This window comes from Pseudomonas spartinae (genome assembly GCF_965197125.1).
GTDB classification, from domain to species: domain Bacteria; phylum Pseudomonadota; class Gammaproteobacteria; order Pseudomonadales; family Pseudomonadaceae; genus Aquipseudomonas; species Aquipseudomonas composti_A.
Window position 1 is genome coordinate 74,126 of the sequence record NZ_CBDAMB010000015.1, and the last position, 21,169, is coordinate 95,294.

Genomic DNA, 21,169 nt, shown 5'->3' on the forward strand with positions numbered 1-21,169 from the left:
GAAATATCAGGCCGTTGTATGAGCCACGATTTGAATCAACTACGCAAGTTCGTTTCCCCCGAGATCATCTTTGGTGCCGGCTCTCGGCATAACGTCGGCAATTACGCCAAGACCTTCGGCGCGCGCAAGGTGTTGATCGTTTCCGATCCCGGCGTGGTCGCCGCTGGTTGGGCTGGTGACGTTGAGGCCAGCCTGCAGGCTCAGGGCATCGCTTACTGCCTGTACACCAGCGTCTCGCCCAACCCGCGCGTGGAAGAGGTGATGGAGGGCGCCGAGCTGTATCGCAGCGAGGGCTGCAACGTCATCGTCGCTGTCGGTGGCGGCAGCCCGATGGACTGCGCCAAGGGCATCGGCATCGTCGTCGCCCACGGCCGCAACATTCTCGAATTCGAGGGCGTGGACACCATTCGTGTGCCCAGCCCGCCGCTGATCCTGATCCCGACCACCGCCGGCACCTCCGCCGATGTGTCGCAGTTCGTGATCATCTCCAACCAGCAGGAGCGGATGAAGTTCTCCATCGTCAGCAAGGCGGTGGTGCCGGACGTGTCGCTGATCGACCCGGAAACCACGCTGAGCATGGACCCGTTCCTGTCCGCCTGTACCGGCATTGACGCCATGGTGCATGCCATCGAGGCCTTCGTTTCCACCGGCCATGGCCCGCTCACCGACCCCCATGCGCTGGAAGCCATGCGCCTGATCAACGGCAATCTGGTGCAGATGATCGCCAACCCGGGCGATATCGCTTTGCGCGAGAAAATCATGCTCGGCAGCATGCAGGCCGGTCTGGCCTTCTCCAACGCGATCCTCGGCGCGGTGCATGCCATGAGCCACAGCCTGGGCGGTTTTCTCGACCTGCCGCACGGCCTGTGCAACGCTGTGCTGGTCGAGCACGTGGTGGCATTCAACTACAGCGCGGCGCCGGAGCGCTTCAAGGTCATCGCCGAAACCCTGGGTATCGATTGCCGTGGCCTCAACCACGCGCAGATCCGCCAGCGTCTGGTCGAGCACCTGATCGCCTTCAAGCACGCCATGGGTTTCCGCGAGACGCTCGGCCTGCATGGCGTGAGCACCTCGGACATTCCGTTTTTGTCCAGCCATGCGATGGATGACCCGTGCATCCTGACCAATCCGCGCGAGTCGACTCAGCGAGATGTCGAGGTGGTCTATGGCGAGGCGCTCTGACGAAGCGCTGGCAGGGCTGCTGGGGCTGGGCAGCCAGTCGGCGCGCAAGAGTCATTACCCCGAGCTGCTGGCGCGTCTGGAAGAGCTGGAAACCGAGCGCAACCGCTACAAATGGCTGTTCGAGCACGCCGTGCACGGCATCATCCAGGCCAGTCTGCAGGACGGCGTGCTGGCGGCCAATCCGGCGATGGCGCGTATGCTCGGTTATGACGATCCGCAGCAGGTGCTGTGGTCGCTCAGCGATCTGGCCCGGCATCTGTTCGTCGGCGGTTTCGATGAGCTGGAGGTGATTCGAAACCGCCTGAGCCAGGGCCAGGCCCTGCTCGGTTATGAAACGCGTCTGCGGCGGCGCGATGGCAGCACCATCGACGTGCTGATGAACCTGTTGCTCAAGCCCGAAGGCGAGGGCGTCTTCGAGGGCTTCGTCGCCGATATCACCGAGCGCAAGCAGGCGCAGCAACGTCTGCAACAACTCAACGACGAGCTGGAGCGCCGCGTCGCCGCGCGCACCTATGAGCTGCTCGAATCGAACCGCAACCTGCAGCGCCAGATCGAGGAGCGCGAGCGCATCGAACTGGCGCTGCGTGAGGCGCGCGACGCCGCCGAGGCGGCCAACCGCAGCAAGGACAAGTACCTGGCTGCGGCCAGTCACGACCTGCTGCAGCCACTCAACGCGGCGCGATTGCTGATCTCCACCCTGCGTGAGCGTGAACTGCCGAGCGCCGAGCACAATCTGGTCGAGCGCAGCCATCTGGCGCTGGAAGGCGCCGAAGATCTGCTCGCCGATCTGCTGGATATCTCCAAGCTGGATCAGGCGGCGATCAAGCCGGATGTCGACGTCTATCGTCTCGAAGAGCTGCTGGCGCCGCTGGCCTCTGAGTTCGACAGCGTCGCCAGCGCCAATGACCTGCGTCTGCGCGTACGCATCGCCGACTATGCGGTGCTCACCGATTTCCGCCTGCTGACGCGCATCCTGCGTAATTTCCTCAGCAATGCCTGCCGTTACACCGAGCGCGGCGGCGTATTGCTCGGCGCACGCCGCCGTGGAGATTTTGTCGAACTGCAGGTGTGGGACAGCGGCCGCGGCATCGCGGTGGATCAGCTGGACAAGATTTTCCTCGAGTTCAATCAGCTGGAGGTCGGCCGCGCCGCTGAGCGCAAGGGGGTCGGCCTGGGCCTGGCCATCGTCGAGCGCATCGCGCGCATGCTGGGTTATCCGGTACAGGTCCGTTCGCAGCCTGGGCGAGGCTCGGTGTTCAGCATCCGCGTACCACTGGCGCAGGCCATGCCGCAGCGTCAGGCGCCGTCCGTGGCGCAACCGATTCTCGGCAATCCCTTGCCGGGGCGGCGTCTGCTGGTGATCGACAACGAGGTGGACATCCTCCATAGCATGGACGCGCTGCTCGGCCAGTGGGGCTGCGAGGTGGTCACGGCGGTCGATTTTCCTGAGGCGCTGCAGCGACTGCAGGGCAGGGCGCCGGAGGTGATCCTGGCGGATTATCACCTCGATCACGGCGTGCTCGGTTGCCAGGTGATCCAGCAGCTACGTGACGAATTCTCCCGGCCGATTCCGGCACTGATCATCAGCGCCGACCGCAGTGATGCCTGTCGCCGTGAGCTGCAGAGCCTGGGCGCGCCGCTGCTGAACAAGCCGGTCAAGCCCGGCAAGCTGCGTGCGGTGCTCAGCCAGCTGCTGATGGACGCGTGAACGGCAGCCGGCTGGCGGAGTGAACCTGAGCGATTTTGGGGCTGTCTATTGGCTACCTCGTCCCTCAGGAGATAACCACAATGACAATTTCCATGAATCCCGTTATGCGCCGCCTGGCAGCCATGACCGCGCTGTTTCATCTGCTGCTGGTGGTGCAGATTCCTGCTGCGAACGCGGCAATGGTCGGCACTCACGAGGTAATCGCCGAGCAGCAGCACAAGGTGGATCAGGAGCAGTTGATGGCCATGCTCGATGACGAGCAGGTGAAGGAGAAACTGGTGTCGATGGGCGTCGACCGTGATCAGGTCGAGTCGCGCATCGCCAGCCTGACCCCGGCCGAACTGGCGCAGTTCAACCAGCAGCTGGATCAGGCGCCGGCCGGTGCGGGTGTGGTCGGCATCATCGTGTTGTTTCTGGTGATCTTCATCATCACTGATATGCTGTGCGCCACCAACATCTTCAGTTTCGTTAAATGCATAAATCGCTGATTCGCCTCTGCTGCATTGCATCGATCGTTCTACTCACAGCCTGCGCTCGCTCCCCGGTGTTATCACCGGTGGGCGAGCGTCTGCCTGAGCGGGTAGAGCTCACCGACGTTCCCTTCTTCCCCCAGAATGCCTACCAGTGCGGGCCGGCCGCCTTGGCCACCATGCTCAACCAGCGTGGCGTGCTGACCACGCCCGGTGCGCTCAAGGACAAGGTGTACATCCCCAGTCGTGAGGGCAGCCTGCAGGTGGAGATGGTCGCCGCCGCGCGCAACCACGAAATGCTCGTGTATCCGCTGCAGCCGCGCCTGGAGGCAGTGCTTGCCGAGGTGGCAGCCGGCAACCCGGTGCTGGTGCTGCAGAACCTGGCCTTCGACTGGTACCCGCAATGGCACTTCGCGGTGGTGGTGGGTTACGACCGTCGTGAGCGCACGCTGGTCCTGCGTTCGGCCACCACACGCAGGCTCGAAGACAGCTTCAACAGCTTCGACAGAACCTGGGCGCGCGGTGGTCGCTGGGCGGTAGTGACCCTGCCGCCGGAGCGCCTGCCGGCACAGGCCGACATGCAGGTATGGATGAAGGCCGCCAACGACCTCGAACAAACCGGCAATGCCCAGCCGGCGCGGCGTGCCTATCGTCGTGCTGCCGAGGCCTGGCCGGAGCAGTCGCTGCCCTGGTTCGCCCTGAGCAACAGCCGCTACGCCGATGGCGATCGCAAGGGCGCCGAGCAGGCGTTGCGCGAGAGTCTGAAGCGCGAGCCAGGTTTCGCTGCGGGTTGGTTCAACCTGTCGCAGGTGCTGGGCGAGCAGGGTTGCGCCCGTGAGGCGCAGCAGGCCCAGGCTTGCGCACAGCGTCTGGCACCAGATGATGCGCGCTTTGCCGTGCCCCCCAATGCCGCTGGCGTTGCCGGGCAGTGTCAGGCCTTGCCGCTTTGTCCGTGATGCATATGAAAACGGCGCCCGAGGGCGCCGTTTTCATTGGAGTGAAGGGGGGTTATACGCCGAGCTTGTCGCGCAGCGTGTAGTACCAGGCGCCGATGGCGCTGAACGGTACCTGGAACAGGCGACCGCCTGGGAAGGGGTAGTGCGGCAAGCCGGCGAAGGCATCGAAGCGCTCGGCCTGGCCACGTAGCGCCTCGGCCAGGACCTTGCCCGCCAGGTGCGTATAGGTCACGCCATGGCCGCTGCAGCCTTGCGAGTAGTAGATGTTGTCGCCGATACGGCCGACCTGCGGCAGGCGCGAAAGCGTCAGCAGGAAGTTACCGGTCCAGGCGAAGTCGATCTTCACGTCTTTCAGCTGCGGAAAGGTCTTGAGCATCTTCGGCCGAATGATCGCCTCGATATTGGCCGGGTCGCGCGCACCGTATACCACGCCACCACCGTAGATCAGGCGCTTGTCGCCGGTGAGACGGTAGTAGTCGAGCAGGTAATTGCAGTCTTCCACGCAGTAGTCCTGCGGCAACAGGCTGGCAGCCAGTTCATCGCTCAAGGGCTCGGTGGTGATGACCTGCGTACCGCACGGCATTGACTTGGCCGCCAGCTCCGGCACCAGGTTGCCCAGGTAGGCGTTACCCGCGACCACCACGAACTTGGCCTTGATGCGACCTTCCGGGGTGTGCACCACCGGGTTGGCGCCGCGCTCGATGCGGGTGGCAGGGGACTGCTCATAGATCACGCCGCCGAGTGATTCCACCGCAGCGGCTTCGCCCAGCGCCAGGTTCAGCGGATGGATATGGCCGCCACTCATGTCCAGCATGCCGCCGATATAGTTCTCGCTGGCAACGACTTCACGGATACGTTTGGCGTCCATCAACTCCAGCTGGGTGTGGCCGTAGCGCTCCCACAGTTTCTTCTGCGCTTCCAGGTGGCCCATCTGCTTGGTGGTCAGCGCAGCGAAGACGCCACCATCCTTCAGATCGCACTGGATGTCGTACTTGGCGATGCGCTCACGAATGATGCGGCCGCCCTCGAATGCCATCTGCCCGAGCAGTTGCGCCTGCTTGGGGCCGACAGTGCGCTCGATCACGTCGATGTCGCGGCTGTAGCTGTTGACGATCTGCCCGCCGTTGCGGCCGGAAGCACCGAAGCCGACCTTGGCCGCTTCGACGATGCTTACCTTGAAGCCGTTCTCCAGGAGAAACAGTGCAGTGGACAGACCGGTGTAGCCTGCACCGATGATGCAGACATCGGTTTCCACCTCGCCTTGCAGGGCTGGGCGTTGCGGGACTGGGGTGGCTGAGGCGGCGTAATAGGATTGGGGATATGCCGTGTGCGCCATATTGAACCTCTGTTCTTTATTTTTTACGAATGATCCGATGCTACCTGAGTTGAAAATAGCCGGCTAGTGGCCGTGCAAAATATTCAACGACCCGGTTTCGAAAAAAATTGGCCTATTTCAGTGAGTTAGCGAAAAAACTTGTTGACGGGCAAAAAGATCTGCGTAGAATGCGCACCCATCGAAGGCACATAGCTCAGTTGGTTAGAGCACCACCTTGACATGGTGGGGGTCGTTGGTTCGAGTCCAATTGTGCCTACCAAATCGATAAAAAGGGGTCGCTAAGCGACCCCTTTTTTATTTCCCGAATTGCTCGGGAGAAGGCGGCAGGTTTTTCCGTTTTTGTTTCAGCTGGCGGCTTGTCAGGGCTCAGGCTTTCTGAAAGCATCCGCACTCTTTACTTCCAGTGACTCTGGTTCGTTCTGGTTGGCCTTCGGGCTCCTGCCATCGTTAGGCAGGCATACCGCCGAATCGCTTCCTGGCTCATCCCAACCCACGTGACCTTTGGTAGGGGTCACCACTAGGAGAGGAGGCGCCATGCCCATCATTACTCTTCCCGACGGCAGTCAACGTTCGTTCGATCATCCGGTATCCGTGCTGGAGGTCGCTCAATCCATTGGTGCGGGTCTGGCCAAGGCCACCCTGGCTGGCAAGGTCAATGGCAGGCAGGTCGACGCCTGCGACGTCATCGATACCGATGCCACCCTGCAGATCATCACGCCGAAGGACGAAGAGGGGCTGGAGATCATCCGCCACTCCTGTGCTCACCTGGTTGGGCATGCGGTCAAGCAGCTGTATCCGAATGCCAAGATGGTGATCGGCCCGGTCATCGATGAAGGCTTCTATTACGACATCGCCATCGATCGCCCCTTCACGCCGGAAGACATGGCGGCCATCGAGAAACGCATGGCCGAGCTGATCGACAAGGACTACGACGTCATCAAGAAGATGACGCCGCGCGCCGACGTCATCGAGCTGTTCAAGTCCCGTGGCGAAGAGTACAAGCTGCGCCTGATCGACGACATGCCGGACGAGCAGGCCATGGGCCTGTATTTCCATGAAGAATACGTCGACATGTGCCGTGGCCCGCACGTGCCGAATACCCGCTTCCTCAAGGCGTTCAAGCTGACCCGCATCTCCGGTGCCTACTGGCGTGGCGACTCGAAGAACGAGCAGCTGCAGCGTATCTATGGCACTGCCTGGGCGGACAAGAAGCAGCTGGCCGCCTACATTCAGCGCATCGAAGAGGCCGAGAAGCGCGATCACCGTCGTATCGGCAAGCAGCTCGACCTGTTCCATCTGCAGGAAGAAGCGCCGGGCATGGTCTTCTGGCACCCCAACGGCTGGACCGTTTACCAGGTGCTGGAGCAGTACATGCGCCAGGTGCAGCGTGAGAATGGCTACGTGGAAGTGCGCACGCCGCAGGTGGTCGATCGCATCCTGTGGGAGCGTTCGGGGCACTGGTCCAACTACGCCGAGAACATGTTCACCACGGCTTCGGAAAACCGCGACTATGCGGTCAAGCCGATGAACTGCCCGTGCCATGTGCAGATCTTCAATCAGGGCCTGAAGTCCTACCGCGACCTGCCGCTGCGTCTGGCTGAGTTCGGTGCCTGTCACCGCAACGAGCCGTCTGGTGCGCTGCACGGCATCATGCGTGTGCGTGGCTTCGTGCAGGATGATGCGCACATCTTCTGCACCGAAGATCAGGTCAAGAAAGAAGCGGCCGATTTCATCAAGCTGACCCTGCAGGTCTATTCGGACTTCGGTTTCAGCGATATCGCCATGAAGCTCTCGACTCGTCCTGCCAAGCGTGTGGGCTCCGATGAGCTGTGGGATCGCGCCGAGGGTGCGCTGGCCGAGGCGCTCAATGAGTCCGGCCTGGCTTGGGAATATCAGCCGGGCGAGGGTGCGTTCTACGGTCCGAAGATCGAATTCACGCTGCGCGACTGCCTGGGTCGTAACTGGCAGTGTGGTACGCTGCAGTACGATCCGAACCTGCCCGAGCGTCTGGATGCGAGCTATATCGCCGAAGACAACAATCGTAAGCGTCCGGTCATGTTGCACCGTGCGATCCTCGGTTCCTTCGAGCGTTTCATCGGCATGCTGATCGAGCACTATGCAGGTTCCTTCCCGGCCTGGCTTGCACCCACTCAGGCGGTGATCATGAATATCACCGATAAACAGGCCGATTTTGCCCGCGAAGCCGAGAAAACTCTCAATCAAAGCGGTTTTCGTGCCAAGGTTGACTTGAGAAACGAAAAGATCGGCTTTAAAATCCGCGAGCATACCTTGCTCAAGGTTCCCTATCTCTTGGTTATTGGAGATCGGGAAGTCGAGACACGATCCGTTGCTGTGCGCACCCGCGAAGGCGTTGACCTGGGGTCAATGCCTATCGAGCAATTCGCGGCGCAGTTGCAGCAAGCGGTTTCCCGGCGTGGTCGCCAAGATTTGGAGTAATAACTATTAAGCGTGAAATGAGACAGGACAAGCGGGCCGCCCCTAAGGCGCCGATCAACGAAAATATCACCGCTCGTGAAGTGCGCCTTATTGGTGCTGACGGCGAGCAGGTCGGTATTGTTTCGATCGATGAGGCATTGCGCGTGGCTGAAGAAGCCAAGCTGGATCTGGTAGAGATCTCTGCTGACGCGCTGCCGCCAGTTTGCCGCATCATGGACTACGGCAAGCACCTGTTCGAGAAGAAGAAGCAGGCTGCTATCGCCAAGAAGAACCAGCACCAGCAACAGATTAAAGAAATCAAGTTTCGTCCAGGGACGGAAGAAGGGGATTATCAGGTAAAACTACGCAACCTGATACGTTTCCTTGAAGATGGGGACAAGGCCAAGGTATCGCTTCGATTCCGCGGCCGTGAGATGGCTCACCAGGAGCTGGGTATGGAGCTGCTCAAGCGGGTCGAACAAGACCTGATTGAGCTCGGCACCGTAGAACAGCACCCTAAGCTGGAAGGACGCCAGCTGATGATGGTCATCGCTCCCAAGAAGCGTAAATAATCTACCGGGCACTGGCAGGCCTGATGGTTATCAGTTGTTAATGAATGCGGAGTACAAAACATGCCAAAAATGAAAACCAAGAGCGGTGCTGCGAAGCGCTTCCTGAAGACTGCTACAGGCTTCAAGCACAAGCACGCTTTCAAGAGCCACATCCTGACCAAGATGTCCACGAAACGTAAGCGCCAGCTGCGTGGCAGCTCGCTGATCGGTCCGTCGGACAAAGCTAAAGTCGAGCGCATGCTGCGCGTTCGTTAATCGGTCAAGATACTTAGAGGTAATTACTCATGGCTCGTGTTAAGCGTGGCGTTATCGCTCGTGCTCGTCACAAAAAGATTCTGAAACTGGCTAAAGGCTACTACGGCGCTCGTTCGCGTGTGTTCCGTGTTGCCAAGCAGGCTGTCATCAAGGCTGGTCAATATGCCTACCGTGACCGTCGTCAGAAAAAACGTCAGTTCCGCGCACTGTGGATCGCTCGTATCAACGCTGGTGCTCGCGTCAACGGTCTGTCCTACAGCCGTCTGATCGCTGGCCTGAAAAAAGCGTCGATCGAAATCGACCGTAAGGTTCTGGCTGATCTGGCAGTGAACGAAAAAGCGGCGTTTGCTGCGATTGTCGAGAAGGCCAAGGCCGTTCTGGCTTAAGTCCCCCGACAATCACCGGGCTCGCCCGGTGGCAACGTCAAAGATAGGGGAAGAGCCTTAACAGCTCTTCCCCTATTTCGTATCTGGAGTCTGTAAATGGAAAATCTGGATGCATTGGTCTCCCAAGCGCTTGAGGCCGTGCAACAAAGCGAAGATGTCAATGCCCTGGAACAGCTCCGGGTTCAGTACCTTGGCAAGAAAGGCGAGCTGACAGCCCTGATGCAGACCCTGGGCAAGCTGTCGGCTGAAGAGCGCCCGCAGGCCGGCGCCCTGATCAATACTGCCAAGAACCAGGTGCAAGACGCTCTGAATGCCCGCAAATCTGTGCTTGAGCAGGCTCTGCTCGCCGAGAGGCTGGCCTCCGAGCGTATCGATGTGACCCTGCCTGGCCGTGGCCAGGCCTCCGGTGGTCTGCACCCGGTCACCCGCACGCTGGAGCGTGTCGAGCAGTTCTTCACCCATATCGGTTTCAGCGTTGCCGAAGGCCCGGAAGTCGAAGACGACTACCATAACTTCGAAGCGCTCAACATCCCCGGCCACCACCCGGCGCGGGCGATGCATGACACCTTCTATTTCAATGCGAACATGCTGCTGCGCACTCACACCTCGCCGGTGCAGGTGCGCACCATGGAATCGCAGCAGCCGCCGATCCGCATCGTCTGCCCCGGCCGCGTCTATCGTTGCGACTCCGATATCACCCACTCGCCGATGTTCCATCAGGTCGAAGGCCTGCTGGTCGACGAGGACATCAGCTTTGCCGACCTCAAGGGCACCATCGAGGAGTTTCTTCGAGTGTTCTTCGAGAAGCCGCTGGGCGTGCGTTTCCGTCCATCGTTCTTCCCCTTCACCGAGCCTTCGGCTGAAGTCGACATGCAGTGCGTGATGTGCTCCGGTAAAGGCTGCCGTGTGTGCAAACAGACCGGCTGGCTGGAGGTGATGGGGTGCGGCATGGTTCATCCCAACGTGCTGCGCATGAGTGGCATCGACCCGGAGAAGTACTCTGGCTTCGCTTTCGGTATGGGCGTCGAGCGCCTGGCCATGCTGCGTTACGGCGTCAATGATTTGCGCCTGTTCTTCGATAACGACCTGCGGTTCCTGGCGCAATTTCGCTAGCCACCGTCCCCTCGTGATCGAATTCGTTTAAGGAGAACAGACAACATGAAATTCAGTGAACAGTGGCTGCGCAGCTGGGTGAACCCCGACGTATCCCGCGAAGAACTGGTAGCGCGCCTGTCCATGGTCGGCCTAGAGGTCGATGCGGTGCAGCCGGTGGCCGGTGCCTTCAGTGGTGTGGTGGTGGGTGAGATCCTCAGTGCCGAACAGCACCCGGATGCCGACAAGCTGCGCGTGTGCCAGGTGAGCAATGGCGCCGAGACCTTTCAGGTCGTCTGCGGTGCGCCCAATGCCCGTGCCGGCATCAAGATTCCGTTCGCCATGATCGGTGCCGAGCTGCCGGGCGACTTCAAGATCAAGAAGGCCAAGCTGCGTGGCGTGGAGTCGCAGGGCATGCTGTGCTCGGCTTCCGAGCTGCAGGTCAGCGAAGACAATAGCGGCTTGATGGAGCTGGCGGCTGATGCGCCTGTCGGGCAGGACATCCGGGCTTACCTGAGTCTCGACGATGCCAGCATCGAGATCGGCCTGACCCCAAATCGTGGCGACTGCCTGTCGCTCGCCGGCCTCGCTCGCGAAGTCGGAGCCATGTACGGCGCTGCAGTTTCGCCGGTGGCTGTCGAAGTCGTAGCGCCCACCCACGATGAAGTGCGTCCGGTCGAGGTGCTGGCGAGCAATGCCTGCCCGCGCTATCTGGGGCGCGTGGTACGCAACGTCGACCTGTCCAGGCCGACCCCGCTGTGGATGGTCGAACGCCTGCGTCGGTCCGATATCCGCAGTATCGATGCGGCAGTGGATATCACCAATTACGTGATGCTCGAGCTGGGTCAGCCGATGCATGCTTTCGATCTCGCCGAGCTAAACGGCGGCATTCGCGTACGCATGGCGGAAGAGGGCGAGAAGCTGGTGCTGCTCGATGGCCAGGAAGTCAGCCTGCGCGCTGACACCCTGGTGATCGCCGACCATGGTCGTGCTCTGGCCATTGCTGGCGTAATGGGTGGTGAACACAGCGGTGTGAGCGACAAGACGCGTGACCTGTTCCTGGAAAGCGCTTTCTTCGACACCATCGCCGTAGCCGGCAAGGCCCGTTCCTATGGTCTGCATACCGACTCTTCGCACCGCTTCGAGCGTGGTGTCGATTCGCAGTTGGCGCGCAAGGCGATGGAGCGCGCCACTGCGCTGCTGCTGGAGATCGTCGGCGGTGAAGCTGGGCCGATCATCGAGGTCGCCAGCGAGGCCGATCTGCCCAAGGTGGCGCCCATCACGCTGCGTGCCGAGCGCATCAGTCAGATGCTGGGTATGGACATGGACGGTGCCGAAGTCGAACGTCTGCTCGCCGCACTGGGGCTGGGCGTCAGCGCTCAGGGCTCCGGTCAATGGCAGGTCAGCGTGCCGAGCCACCGCTTCGATATCAGTCTGGAAGTGGACCTGATCGAAGAGTTGGGCCGCCTGTATGGCTACAATCGCCTGCCGGTGCGTTACCCGCAGGCTCGCTTGGCGCCACAGGCCAAGGCCGAAGCGCGTGCCGAACTGCCGGCTCTGCGTCGCCTGCTGGTCGCCCGTGGCTACCAGGAAGCGATCACCTACAGCTTCATCGATCCTAAGCTGTTCGAGCTGTTCACCCCTGGCGTCGAGCCGCTGCAGTTGGCTAACCCGATCTCTGCCGATATGGCTGCCATGCGTTCGTCGCTATGGCCGGGCCTGGTCAAGGCGTTGCAGCACAACCTCAATCGTCAGCAGTCGCGCGTGCGCCTGTTCGAAAGCGGTTTGCGCTTCGTCGGCCAGTTGGACGGTCTGCAGCAGGAGGCCATGCTTGCGGGTGTGATCACTGGCAGCCGTCTGCCGGAAGGCTGGGCCAACGGCCGTGAGAGCGTCGATTTCTATGACCTGAAGGCTGATGTCGAGGCGTTGCTGGGTTATGCCGGTGCGGCCGATGCATTCAGCTTCGTGCCGGGCGAGCATCCTGCTCTGCATCCAGGCCAGACCGCTCGTATCGAGAGGGAAGGGCGTCTGGTCGGCTTCATCGGAGCCTTGCATCCGGAGCTGATCAAGACCCTGGGCCTGGATCAGCCGGTGTTCCTCTTCGAGCTGGTGCTGGCCGAAGTCGCTGCTGGTCGTATGCCTGCGTTCAGCGAATTGTCTCGCTTCCCTGAAGTGCGTCGTGACCTGGCGCTGCTGGTCGATCGCGAGCAGCCGGCCGAAGCCGTGTTGTCGGCAATCCGAGAAACTGCGGGCGAATGGCTGACAGACCTCAAGCTATTTGACGTCTATCACGGTAAAGGTATTGATCCGCATAGAAAAAGCCTTGCTGTTGGCTTGACCTGGCAACATCCATCGCGCACTCTTAATGACGATGAGGTGAGTACTACTACGCAAAACATCCTCACCTGCCTCGAACAAAGGTTCAACGCCACGTTAAGGAAGTAGCGTATGGGGGCTCTGACGAAAGCTGAAATGGCGGAACGTCTGTATGAAGAGCTCGGCCTGAACAAGCGGGAAGCCAAGGAACTGGTGGAACTGTTTTTTGAAGAGATCCGCCAGGCTCTTGAGCTTAACGAACAGGTCAAGCTGTCCGGGTTCGGCAACTTCGACTTGCGCGACAAGCGCCAGCGACCGGGCCGTAATCCGAAAACAGGGGAAGAGATTCCGATCACGGCTCGCCGTGTGGTCACTTTTCGTCCAGGGCAAAAATTGAAAGCCAGGGTCGAGGCCTATGCTGGAACCAAGTCATAACGACGAATTACCGGCAATTCCCGGCAAACGTTACTTCACCATCGGTGAGGTCAGCGAGCTCTGTGCGGTCAAACCTCACGTTTTGCGCTACTGGGAGCAGGAATTCCCACAGTTGAATCCGGTAAAGCGGCGGGGCAACCGCCGCTACTATCAGCGCCAGGACGTGCTGATGATTCGGCAGATTCGAGCATTGCTGTACGATCAAGGTTTCACCATTGGTGGGGCGCGTCAGCGTCTCTCAGGTGATGAGGCCAAAGACGATACCACTCAGTATCGTCAGCTGATCAAGCAGATGATCGCTGAGCTTGAGGACGTTTTGCACGTCCTGAAGAAGTAAGGCCAAGAAAAAGTTGCCTTATTTCAAAAGCTTAATGTATAGTTCCTCCCGCTTTCGGTCACCCGGAAGCATCGTCGGGGCGTAGCGCAGCCCGGTAGCGCACTTGCATGGGGTGCAAGGGGTCGTGTGTTCGAATCACACCGTCCCGACCAAAAAACCCTAGAAAATCCAAGCACTTGCGGGGGCTTGGATTTTTTTATGCCTGTCTGTTTTTGGTGGTGTTCGAAAATTGATCAGGTTGGTTGCCAATTGGTTGCCAATTGAGATTGGCTTGCGCACACTCATGGCTGACTAGCAGCAGCTCGGCCGTGAAGGATCTTCGGGATGGATGAGCGCAACAACCTAGACCATGGCGCCCGACAGAGCATACCCCTCTGTCCGGTTAGCTTGCGTGCGCTTTCCGTGCCGCGCCCCTCTGGTGCCATCTCCAGTCGTACAGCTCCAAGGCTTCACCCGCAGCCCCGCGATGCATCCCCGATGCTCAGTCCGAGCAATTCTGCCCGGGTGCTGTGTGGCGGCCCCCTACGATTCGATCTGTGGTGGCCATCCCCGGCCTCCATCATCAGATCGCTGCTTCTTCTATATAAGCTGACTGACACTGACGAATGTATTGCTGGCCCCTGCCTGTGCTTTGGCGGGGCCTGCGTTGAGTATTGAATGGAGATCGAGTGCCGATGCTTGGGTTAACGTTGCGTGAGGAGTTCCGGGGCAAGCGCCTCAAAGGCACTGCCATCGAGCTTGCCAACGAGAGTAACACTGGTGCGACACAGGTTGCGGCTCAGGAATTCCTGAGCATCACCTACCCTACCCAGGATCTCCTCAAGGGTATCGAGGCTGTTGGGCCTGACCAGGGGCGCCCCGTTGTAGTGATTGGCGAGCGAGGGCTTGGTAAATCGCACTTGATGGCGGCCCTGTACCACGCGGTCAACGACCCCGTATCGACCGCTGCCTGGCTCAACTCATGGGCAACCACCCTGGTTTTGCCGGAGATTGCCAAGATTCGCCTGCGTGATGGCATGCTGGTGATCGGTGAAAGCCTGCACCGCCAACGCTACAAATTCCTCTGGGATGTGCTGCTGGAGCGTCACCCCCATGGCACATACATCCGCGGCAAATGGGAGGGCATGGGCCACGCGAAGACCGATGTTCCCTCCCATGACCTAATCCTGGAGTTGCTCCAGAAGCAGCCAACCATGCTGCTGCTGGACGAGTTCCAGACCTGGTTCGATGGGCTTAAGGACACCAAACAGGCCCCAGCGGTCGCTTGGGCCTTCAATTTCATCCAGATCCTTTCCGAGATCGCCAAGGAGCATCCGGAGCTCTTGGTTCTGGTGATCTCCGTGCGCAATGGCGGTACTGACGCCTATCAGCAGGTTCACCGCGTCAACCCGGTGACCATCGATTTCAAGGCAGGGGGCAGCCCCGAGCGTATCCAACAGGATCGCCGGCGTATGCTGCTACACCGCCTGTTCGACAACCGGCTGCAGGTGTCTGCCGCCAATATCGAAAATCTCTTGGCAAATCACGTCAGCGAATACTTCCGACTACTGGATGTTCCAGCCGCGGAACAGGAGCGAAAGCGCCGCGACTTCACTGAGGCCTGGCCCTACGCCCCGCACCTGCTGCAGCTCCTGGAGGACCAGGTGCTGATCGCCACGGATGCCCAGGAAACCCGTGACATGATCCGCATCCTGGCCAACCTGTTCAAAAGTCGGGGAGAGACCAGCCCGATCCTGACTGCCGCCGACTTCATTCTTGATGACGACAGCGCTGGCATCGGCGCGCTCTTGGATTCGGTGTCCAACCAGCAGCATCGCACCCTGCGCGAAAAGGCGCTGCGCAACATCACCTCGGTTACCGAGGCTGTGCCGGGGTACCGCTACGATGTGCCGCACCTGCGGGAGATTGTCAGTGCACTCTGGTTACGCTCGATTGCTGTCGGGAACCAGGCAGGGGCCGAACCAGCAACCCTGCAGGTCGATATCACCCGCGCATCGGCGGTTGATGACAACGCCTTCCAGGTCGAGCTCGCCACCATTGTCGAGAACAGCTTCAACATCCACCAGGATGGCAATCGACTGGTTTTCCGTGAAGAGGAAAACCCCCAAGCCAAGCTGATGGCCTGTGCTCGCAACGACAAGCTGTTTGCTGATGGTACAGATCTCGCTCAACTGGCCAAGGAGATCCGCTACGTCATCGGTGGCACCGAGGAGGTGGCGAAAAACTTCCGCGTGATTGCGTTGCCCAGCACTTGGCTTTCTGACCCTTGGTCCACCCTTGAGGAAAGCGAGCAGCCTGAGCGTTGGGATGATCGCCTGCCCATTCTGGTGCTGCCGGAGGAGCCTGATCGTCTTGATGAGCGTCTCGGTCGCTGGCTCAAGGATCACTTGCAAAAAAATCGCAATACGGTGCGCTTTCTGCTTCCCCGAGGAGGCTCGAAGAATGCGTTCCAGGACCGCGACCTGCTGATCCTGGCCCGCGCATCCATGAAAGCCCAGGAGTGGGGCAACCAGAGCCCTGAATACCGGAAGCTACAGACCAAGTATCAGAATGAGCTGCGTGACATTCTGAAGAAGCGCTTTGATCGCTTCGCTGTACTGATGCGCTGGAGCAACCAGGACCCCAGCCAATGTGCATTTGCTATAGAGACGCTGAAGAAACAGGGGGGGCAGATCCCCGAGGCTATCGAGGAAGCACTGGTCAATGACCTGTTCGTACCGGAAGACCTTGAAGAGCTGGTCATGGAAGTCGCTTCCAACAGCGAGCCTATCAGCAAGCTGCTGCGCGAACTGAAGGAGCCCCGCCCCGGTGGGCTGGACTGCATCCCATGGCTGGGAGAAACCGCCATGAAGGAGCGCATCATCCGCCTTTGCGCACGAGGCAAGATCGCCATCAATCTGAGGGGGATGGAATACCTGCAGGCACAGCCAGGTGAAGATGAAGAAAGCGCCTGGAGGCGCCTGCGCCCCAAGCTTTCCTTCACGGGGCGACAGCTGGACGAGGTATTCCTGCTACAGCCTTCTGCCGTACCTGCTACAAGCGGCACGGTCACTCCGATTGTCCCTCCGACACAGCCTGGCGGGCTCTTCGGTGACAGTAATGGCAATCCCGGCCAGGGAAGTGGCATGCCCCCATTCCCTATCTCGGAGCCGGGAGGTGGCACCCCACCTGCTCCTGGAGGGATTTTTGCCAATCCATCTGACAGCACCAACAGCAAATCGAAAACCGTACTGCAGAACCCTGCCACCTCGCCGCTGAATCTGATTGGCAAGCTGGAGGGCTGGGGTATTGGTCCTGCCACACCTGTCGAGTCCGTGACGCTCAAGCTCTCGGCAGCCACTGGCGCTCAATTGAAAGAGCTACTGAAGAAGCTCCCGGATGGCATGACCTTCGAGCTATCCCTTGAGAAGGAAGATAACTGATGGCACTGGATGCTGAACTGTTGCAGAAGATCACCAGCGGTACGTCCGCAGAGGCCTGGGAGCTTATTGTCGGCCGCGTCATGGAGATCACCAGCAAGCCGTTGGCCACGGGTAATGCAGCTGGCGAGGTGACCCGGCGTGACCGTGAAGTGGGTTGGCTGGATCATTTTCTTGCGACCAGCAGCTGGGATCTCTGGCATGCCTTTGCAGATCCTGAAGTGAGCGGCATTCAGCGTACCTCGGACCGGCTGGCAAGTTGGTGGGAGCAGCCGTACAGCGCCAAGGCAGTGTTGATTCTGGATGGTCTGTCGCTGCGCGAGCTGCCTTGGCTGCTCCAGGGGGCTAAGGAGCGTGGTTTTACCCTGCATGAAGTCTCAGCTACAGCCTCGGAACTGCCGGGTGAAACCAACGAATTTGCCAAAGCCCTGGGCTTTGGCAGCCGTAGCCAACTACAGAACAATGGCGGTGGATTGACTCACAGGCTGGCTCCCTGCCAGACCGAGAGCATCGACTTGCCCTGGCAGGACTGCGCCGGTCTGGTTAACAGCGCCCCGAACTGGGTGTTCTGGCACCACTGGCCTGACAGCAAGGTGCATGATGGCTCCGGCGCTGGCCAGGGGCTAGAGGTGCTGACTCGCGATGCCGCTGAGCAGCTCACTAGCGATGACTTCTGGGCCTTGGTGGAAAAACTGGCGAATGGCCGCCGACTGGTTATCACCTCTGACCATGGCTATGCCGCTACAGGCTATTTCTCCGATGCCGAGGGGGATGTAGCTGCCTACCTCAAGAAAACCTTTGCCGGCGGCCGTAGCACTGCAGGCACTGCCGATGCTGGCCATTTCTCTCCCCCGGTTTCTCTCCAGATCGAAAACCAGCATGGACCACACCTGATGGCGCTTGGCCGTTTGAAGTGGAAGAACCAGGGTGGATACCCGACGCTGACTCACGGTGGCTTGTCGCTGCTGGAAGTTTTGTCGCCGTTCGTCGAGCTCACCAAGTAAGGATTGCGCCAAATGGCAACCAAAAAAGAACTCCTGGCCCTCGAAGTCGCCAAGGCTGTCAGTGCCGGCAAGGCCGTTGCGCTGGAAACCGTGGATTTCAACGACCCGAATCGCCCCAAGACCTGCCTGGAGGTCGATTTCCCGATCCTACCGGTCAACCAGGTAGCGATCATCGAGGGTAATGCGGGCAAGCCTATTTACCAGATGTCGAAATGGTGGGCACGTCGGCGCTCCAGCGTTTTCCGCTCCATGCTGATTGCCGCGGCCACCAAGGCTCCTGAGGACAAGTCGCACGCGGCCAAGCTGGTATGGGACAACTACTACGCCAACCACCAGAAGAAGGGTGCTTTCAAGGATCTGAAGGTGGCGGACATCTTCATGGGGGGTGGCACCACGCTGGTGGAGGGCTCACGCCTTGGCATGCAGATGATCGGCAATGACCTGAATCCGGTTGCCTGGTTCGTAGTAAAGCAGGAGCTTGCCAACGTCGATCTGGACCAGGTCAGGCACCTGCTTGCCGACATCGAGGCCGAAGTCAAGCCGCAGATCATGCCGTACTACTACTGTGATGGCCCGAATGGTGAGAAAGGCGCCTGGACGCATCTGCCGACCCAGAAGGTGATGCCCGCCGGCTTCGACCCGCTGAGCATTCCGCGTGAGGAGCGCAAGGACTATCGCTACGAAGGCCCGGAGATCATCTACACCTTCTGGGCCAAGCACGGCCCTTGCCAGGTGACCGGCTGCGGCCATCGAACACCGATCATGACCAGTCCGGTGATGGCGGTGAAAACTCTGTCCGTCAAGCACTGGGAGCATGCCTGCAGCAACTGTGGCGGTGAATTCCATATTGAGGAACACTCTGCGCGGATGGCACCCGACGTGCCGTTGTATGTGGCACCGTCGGAGCATCCGTTCGCCATCCTTGATGTCGAGAAGGGTGTGAGCTGTCCGCATTGTGGCAGCAGTATCAAGGCCCAACTACGCATCAAGGATGGTCTGGCGCTGGAAGGCACTCGTGGGCAAATCAAGCTTGGCAAGGGCAAAAATAAGAAGGTCGAGCTGAGTCTGCTGGTGCATCCGCAATGGCTAGCAGGCTCGCCAAAGCTGGATGTGAACGGCCAGCCCTTCGGTGGTTCGGCGCAGGATGACGTGGGTGCGACCACGCGCTGGGATAATGAGCGAGCATCCAAAATTCGTCTGCTAGAGGTGCGAGGTGCACTGCCGGACCAAGTGACTTGCCCAGAAACGAAGATCACCTTTGCGCCGGAAAACGGCACAGTGCCGAAGCGCTCCAACTTTGCCTGCGCGGCCTGCGGCACAGTGCAAGACGTCATGAGCTCTATCAAGGCCACCAAGAAAAGCGGCCAAATGGCAGCATATGCCGTTCAAGGCTACGCGCCCAAGCGGGATGAAGCAGGCAAACCCTACAGCGGGCGCTTCTTCGCACCTTATGAAATAGCACATGCCCATCAACATGACGCTGCGTTCGCGGAATGGGAAGCGCGCAAGGATGCTGACCTGAAGGACTACTGGCCGCGCTCTGAAGTGCCCTATGGGTTCATGACAGCTATTGCCAACAGTGATATCCGTGAAAACTACGGCTTCACGCACTGGTGGACGATGTTCAACCCGCGCCAACTGCTGGTGCACGCTCAACTGCTCAAAGCCATTGTCGAAGTCGGGGACTACGACTGGCGGGTGCGGGAGTTTGTGCTGGGGGCCTTCCAGCAATATTTACGCAATCAAAATCTTTTTTGTTTTTGGGATAGCGGTTACGACAAGCTCGTGCCGCACATGAGCAACAACAACTATCACCCGAAGAACAATGTCGTTGAAAACAGTGTTTTTCCAGCGCTGGGTCGTGGCAATTGGGCGTCGTGTATCGAAGGGATCAATGAGGGCCGAGAATGGGCGGCTGAACCGTGGGATTCGGTGAGCATCGAAGCGCTGAAGCGCCGCGACTCTGCGCTTGCTGGTCAGCTAAGTGGGAAGAGCGAAAAAGTGTTCCCCGGCGACCCGGTACTAGATGTGGTCGTGCATCAGGGCTCGTCCACCGATCTGACTCAGCTAGAAAGTGCCAGCCTTGATCTGGTCATCACCGATCCGCCTTTCGGCGGCCTGTTGCACTACTCGGAGCTGGCCGACTTTTTCTACGTCTGGCTCCGCCTGGTGCTTAAGGGCAAGTACCCAGAGATTTTCAGTGCAGAGTACACACCCAAGTCGCTGGAGGCCGTGGCCAACAAAGCACGGGAGCCAGAAGACCCGGATGGCTTCTACCAGCGCTTGCTCACGCAATGCTGGCGCGAGGCGCATCGCCTCCTGAAGCCCAGCGGCATCCTGGCCTTCACCTTCCATCACAGCGAGGATGAGCCGTGGGTGGCAGTGCTGGAGTCGCTATTCGATGCGGGCTTCTACCTCGAGGCTACCTACCCGATTCGCTCCGACGAGACCAAAGGCGAAGGAGAATTCGGCTCGAAGACCATCGAGTACGACATCATCCACGTTTGCCGCAAGCGCACTGAAGAGCCCAAGCCGGTGAGCTGGGGCCGGATGCGCCGTGAGGTCTTGACTGAGGTTCGCCAACTGCAAGGCATGCTGGAGAACCACTCCAAACAGGGCTTGCCATCGGCTGACCTGCAGGTGATTCGCCGTGGCAAGGCCCTGGAGTACTTCTCTCGCCACTACGGCAAGGTCTATGTCGATGAAGGACGGGTGATCAACGTGCGGGATGCCCTGGTGGGTATCAATCAGCTGATCGATGAGGACGCCAACCGTACCCAGGAGCCGCCGCCGGTCAATGCGGAACCCGTCACTCGTCAATTCCTGCGTATCTACGACGGTCAGACCGAGGTCGCCCGCGACCAGATGCAAAAGCACCTGCGTGGCTCCGGCATGGCCCCTGACGAGTTTGTAGAGCGCGGCTGGTGTGAGGAAAAGAAAAAGGTTTTCTACATGGTGGAGCCGCTGGCGTTCGCGCAAAGCTGGCAGGGAAAGCATCGCCGCAAGCTGACTTCGGACCTTGACCAGGCGCTGGTTCTGATGGGGGCATGCTTCGACAACAGCGGGATCAATGCCGCCGATACCTTGAAGAATGAAAACTTCAAACCCCACGCCGCGCTCAAGGGACTGCTGGATTGGTTGTCCAAGCGTGCGGCGACCGAACCGATGCGCCATGCCGCGTCGCGGGCGCTTACCATCTACAACGGCTGGGCATCCAGTCACAAGGAAGCCGTGCAGCAAATGGCGCTTTTCCAGGAGGATTAAG

General features: G+C 59.9%; 16 protein-coding genes and 2 tRNA genes. 17 read left to right on the forward strand and 1 reads right to left on the reverse strand.

Annotation, left to right across the window (positions count from 1 at the left end):
- Nucleotides 1-18 precede the first annotated feature (18 nt).
- The 4 genes from ercA to ACN8M7_RS23590 all read left to right on the forward strand — a co-directional run bounded on the left by ercA (nt 19) and on the right by ACN8M7_RS23590 (nt 4,316).
- Nucleotides 19-1,182, forward strand: a complete 1,164-nt coding sequence (ercA, locus tag ACN8M7_RS23575) for an alcohol dehydrogenase-like regulatory protein ErcA (protein ID WP_490262341.1) — start codon at nt 19-21, stop codon at nt 1,180-1,182.
- Entirely contained in the window at nt 1,166-2,890 is a 1,725-nt protein-coding gene (locus ACN8M7_RS23580) for a hybrid sensor histidine kinase/response regulator (protein ID WP_490262342.1), read from the forward strand. Before ercA ends, ACN8M7_RS23580 begins: the two co-directional genes overlap by 17 nt.
- 80 nt (nt 2,891-2,970) lie before the next feature.
- Nucleotides 2,971-3,378 carry a PA2779 family protein gene (locus ACN8M7_RS23585; protein ID WP_490262343.1) on the forward strand — a complete coding sequence of 136 codons (408 nt, stop codon included), beginning with the start codon at nt 2,971-2,973 and terminating at the stop codon, nt 3,376-3,378.
- The gene (locus ACN8M7_RS23590) at nt 3,363-4,316 is read left to right on the forward strand and encodes a PA2778 family cysteine peptidase (protein ID WP_490262344.1); all 954 of its coding nucleotides are present in this window, start codon (nt 3,363-3,365) and stop codon (nt 4,314-4,316) included. Before ACN8M7_RS23585 ends, ACN8M7_RS23590 begins: the two co-directional genes overlap by 16 nt.
- 52 nt (nt 4,317-4,368) lie before the next feature.
- Here the strand turns inward: ACN8M7_RS23590 and ACN8M7_RS23595 are convergent, their stop codons facing one another.
- Entirely contained in the window at nt 4,369-5,652 is a 1,284-nt protein-coding gene (locus ACN8M7_RS23595; protein ID WP_061242371.1) for an NAD(P)/FAD-dependent oxidoreductase, read from the reverse strand.
- 182 nt (nt 5,653-5,834) lie between these two features.
- On the opposite strand from ACN8M7_RS23595, the gene ACN8M7_RS23600 reads away from it, so the two are divergent.
- From ACN8M7_RS23600 to ACN8M7_RS23660, 13 genes are all read left to right on the forward strand, one after another.
- Nucleotides 5,835-5,911, forward strand: a tRNA-Val gene (locus ACN8M7_RS23600).
- Nucleotides 5,912-6,186: 275 nt separating this feature from the next.
- Complete coding sequence (gene thrS / locus ACN8M7_RS23605; RefSeq protein WP_061242374.1) at nt 6,187-8,109, forward strand: threonine--tRNA ligase; 1,923 nt, start codon at nt 6,187-6,189, stop codon at nt 8,107-8,109.
- Nucleotides 8,109-8,660 carry a translation initiation factor IF-3 gene (gene infC / locus ACN8M7_RS23610; RefSeq protein WP_197432229.1) on the forward strand — a complete coding sequence of 184 codons (552 nt, stop codon included), beginning with the start codon at nt 8,109-8,111 and terminating at the stop codon, nt 8,658-8,660. The genes thrS and infC overlap by 1 nt, the downstream gene beginning before the upstream one ends.
- A gap of 60 nt (nt 8,661-8,720) precedes the next feature.
- Nucleotides 8,721-8,915 (forward strand): 50S ribosomal protein L35, encoded by a 195-nt coding sequence (gene rpmI / locus ACN8M7_RS23615; RefSeq protein ID WP_003461222.1) that lies wholly within the window; start codon nt 8,721-8,723, stop codon nt 8,913-8,915.
- 29 nt (nt 8,916-8,944) lie between these two features.
- On the forward strand, nt 8,945-9,301 hold the full coding sequence (rplT, locus tag ACN8M7_RS23620) for a 50S ribosomal protein L20 (RefSeq protein WP_003461224.1): 357 nt from the start codon (nt 8,945-8,947) through the stop codon (nt 9,299-9,301).
- A 96-nt stretch (nt 9,302-9,397) separates the two neighbouring features.
- A complete protein-coding gene (gene pheS / locus ACN8M7_RS23625) occupies nt 9,398-10,414 on the forward strand; it encodes a phenylalanine--tRNA ligase subunit alpha (protein WP_490262345.1) in 1,017 nt (338 codons plus the stop codon).
- 45 nt (nt 10,415-10,459) lie between these two features.
- The gene (pheT, locus tag ACN8M7_RS23630) at nt 10,460-12,838 is read left to right on the forward strand and encodes a phenylalanine--tRNA ligase subunit beta (RefSeq protein ID WP_490262346.1); all 2,379 of its coding nucleotides are present in this window, start codon (nt 10,460-10,462) and stop codon (nt 12,836-12,838) included.
- A 3-nt stretch (nt 12,839-12,841) separates the two neighbouring features.
- Entirely contained in the window at nt 12,842-13,144 is a 303-nt protein-coding gene (ihfA, locus tag ACN8M7_RS23635) for an integration host factor subunit alpha (protein WP_003243414.1), read from the forward strand.
- Nucleotides 13,125-13,481 (forward strand): MerR family transcriptional regulator, encoded by a 357-nt coding sequence (locus ACN8M7_RS23640; RefSeq protein WP_013716019.1) that lies wholly within the window; start codon nt 13,125-13,127, stop codon nt 13,479-13,481. The genes ihfA and ACN8M7_RS23640 overlap by 20 nt, the downstream gene beginning before the upstream one ends.
- A gap of 75 nt (nt 13,482-13,556) precedes the next feature.
- Nucleotides 13,557-13,633 (forward strand) — tRNA-Pro (locus tag ACN8M7_RS23645).
- Nucleotides 13,634-14,155: 522 nt separating this feature from the next.
- On the forward strand, nt 14,156-16,903 hold the full coding sequence (locus ACN8M7_RS23650) for a DUF499 domain-containing protein (RefSeq protein ID WP_490262347.1): 2,748 nt from the start codon (nt 14,156-14,158) through the stop codon (nt 16,901-16,903).
- On the forward strand, nt 16,903-17,904 hold the full coding sequence (locus tag ACN8M7_RS23655) for a PglZ domain-containing protein (RefSeq protein ID WP_490262348.1): 1,002 nt from the start codon (nt 16,903-16,905) through the stop codon (nt 17,902-17,904). Before ACN8M7_RS23650 ends, ACN8M7_RS23655 begins: the two co-directional genes overlap by 1 nt.
- 12 nt (nt 17,905-17,916) lie before the next feature.
- Nucleotides 17,917-21,168, forward strand: coding sequence for a DUF1156 domain-containing protein (locus ACN8M7_RS23660; protein ID WP_490262349.1), 3,252 nt, complete (start codon nt 17,917-17,919; stop codon nt 21,166-21,168).
- The last annotated feature ends 1 nt before the right edge of the window (nt 21,169 follow it).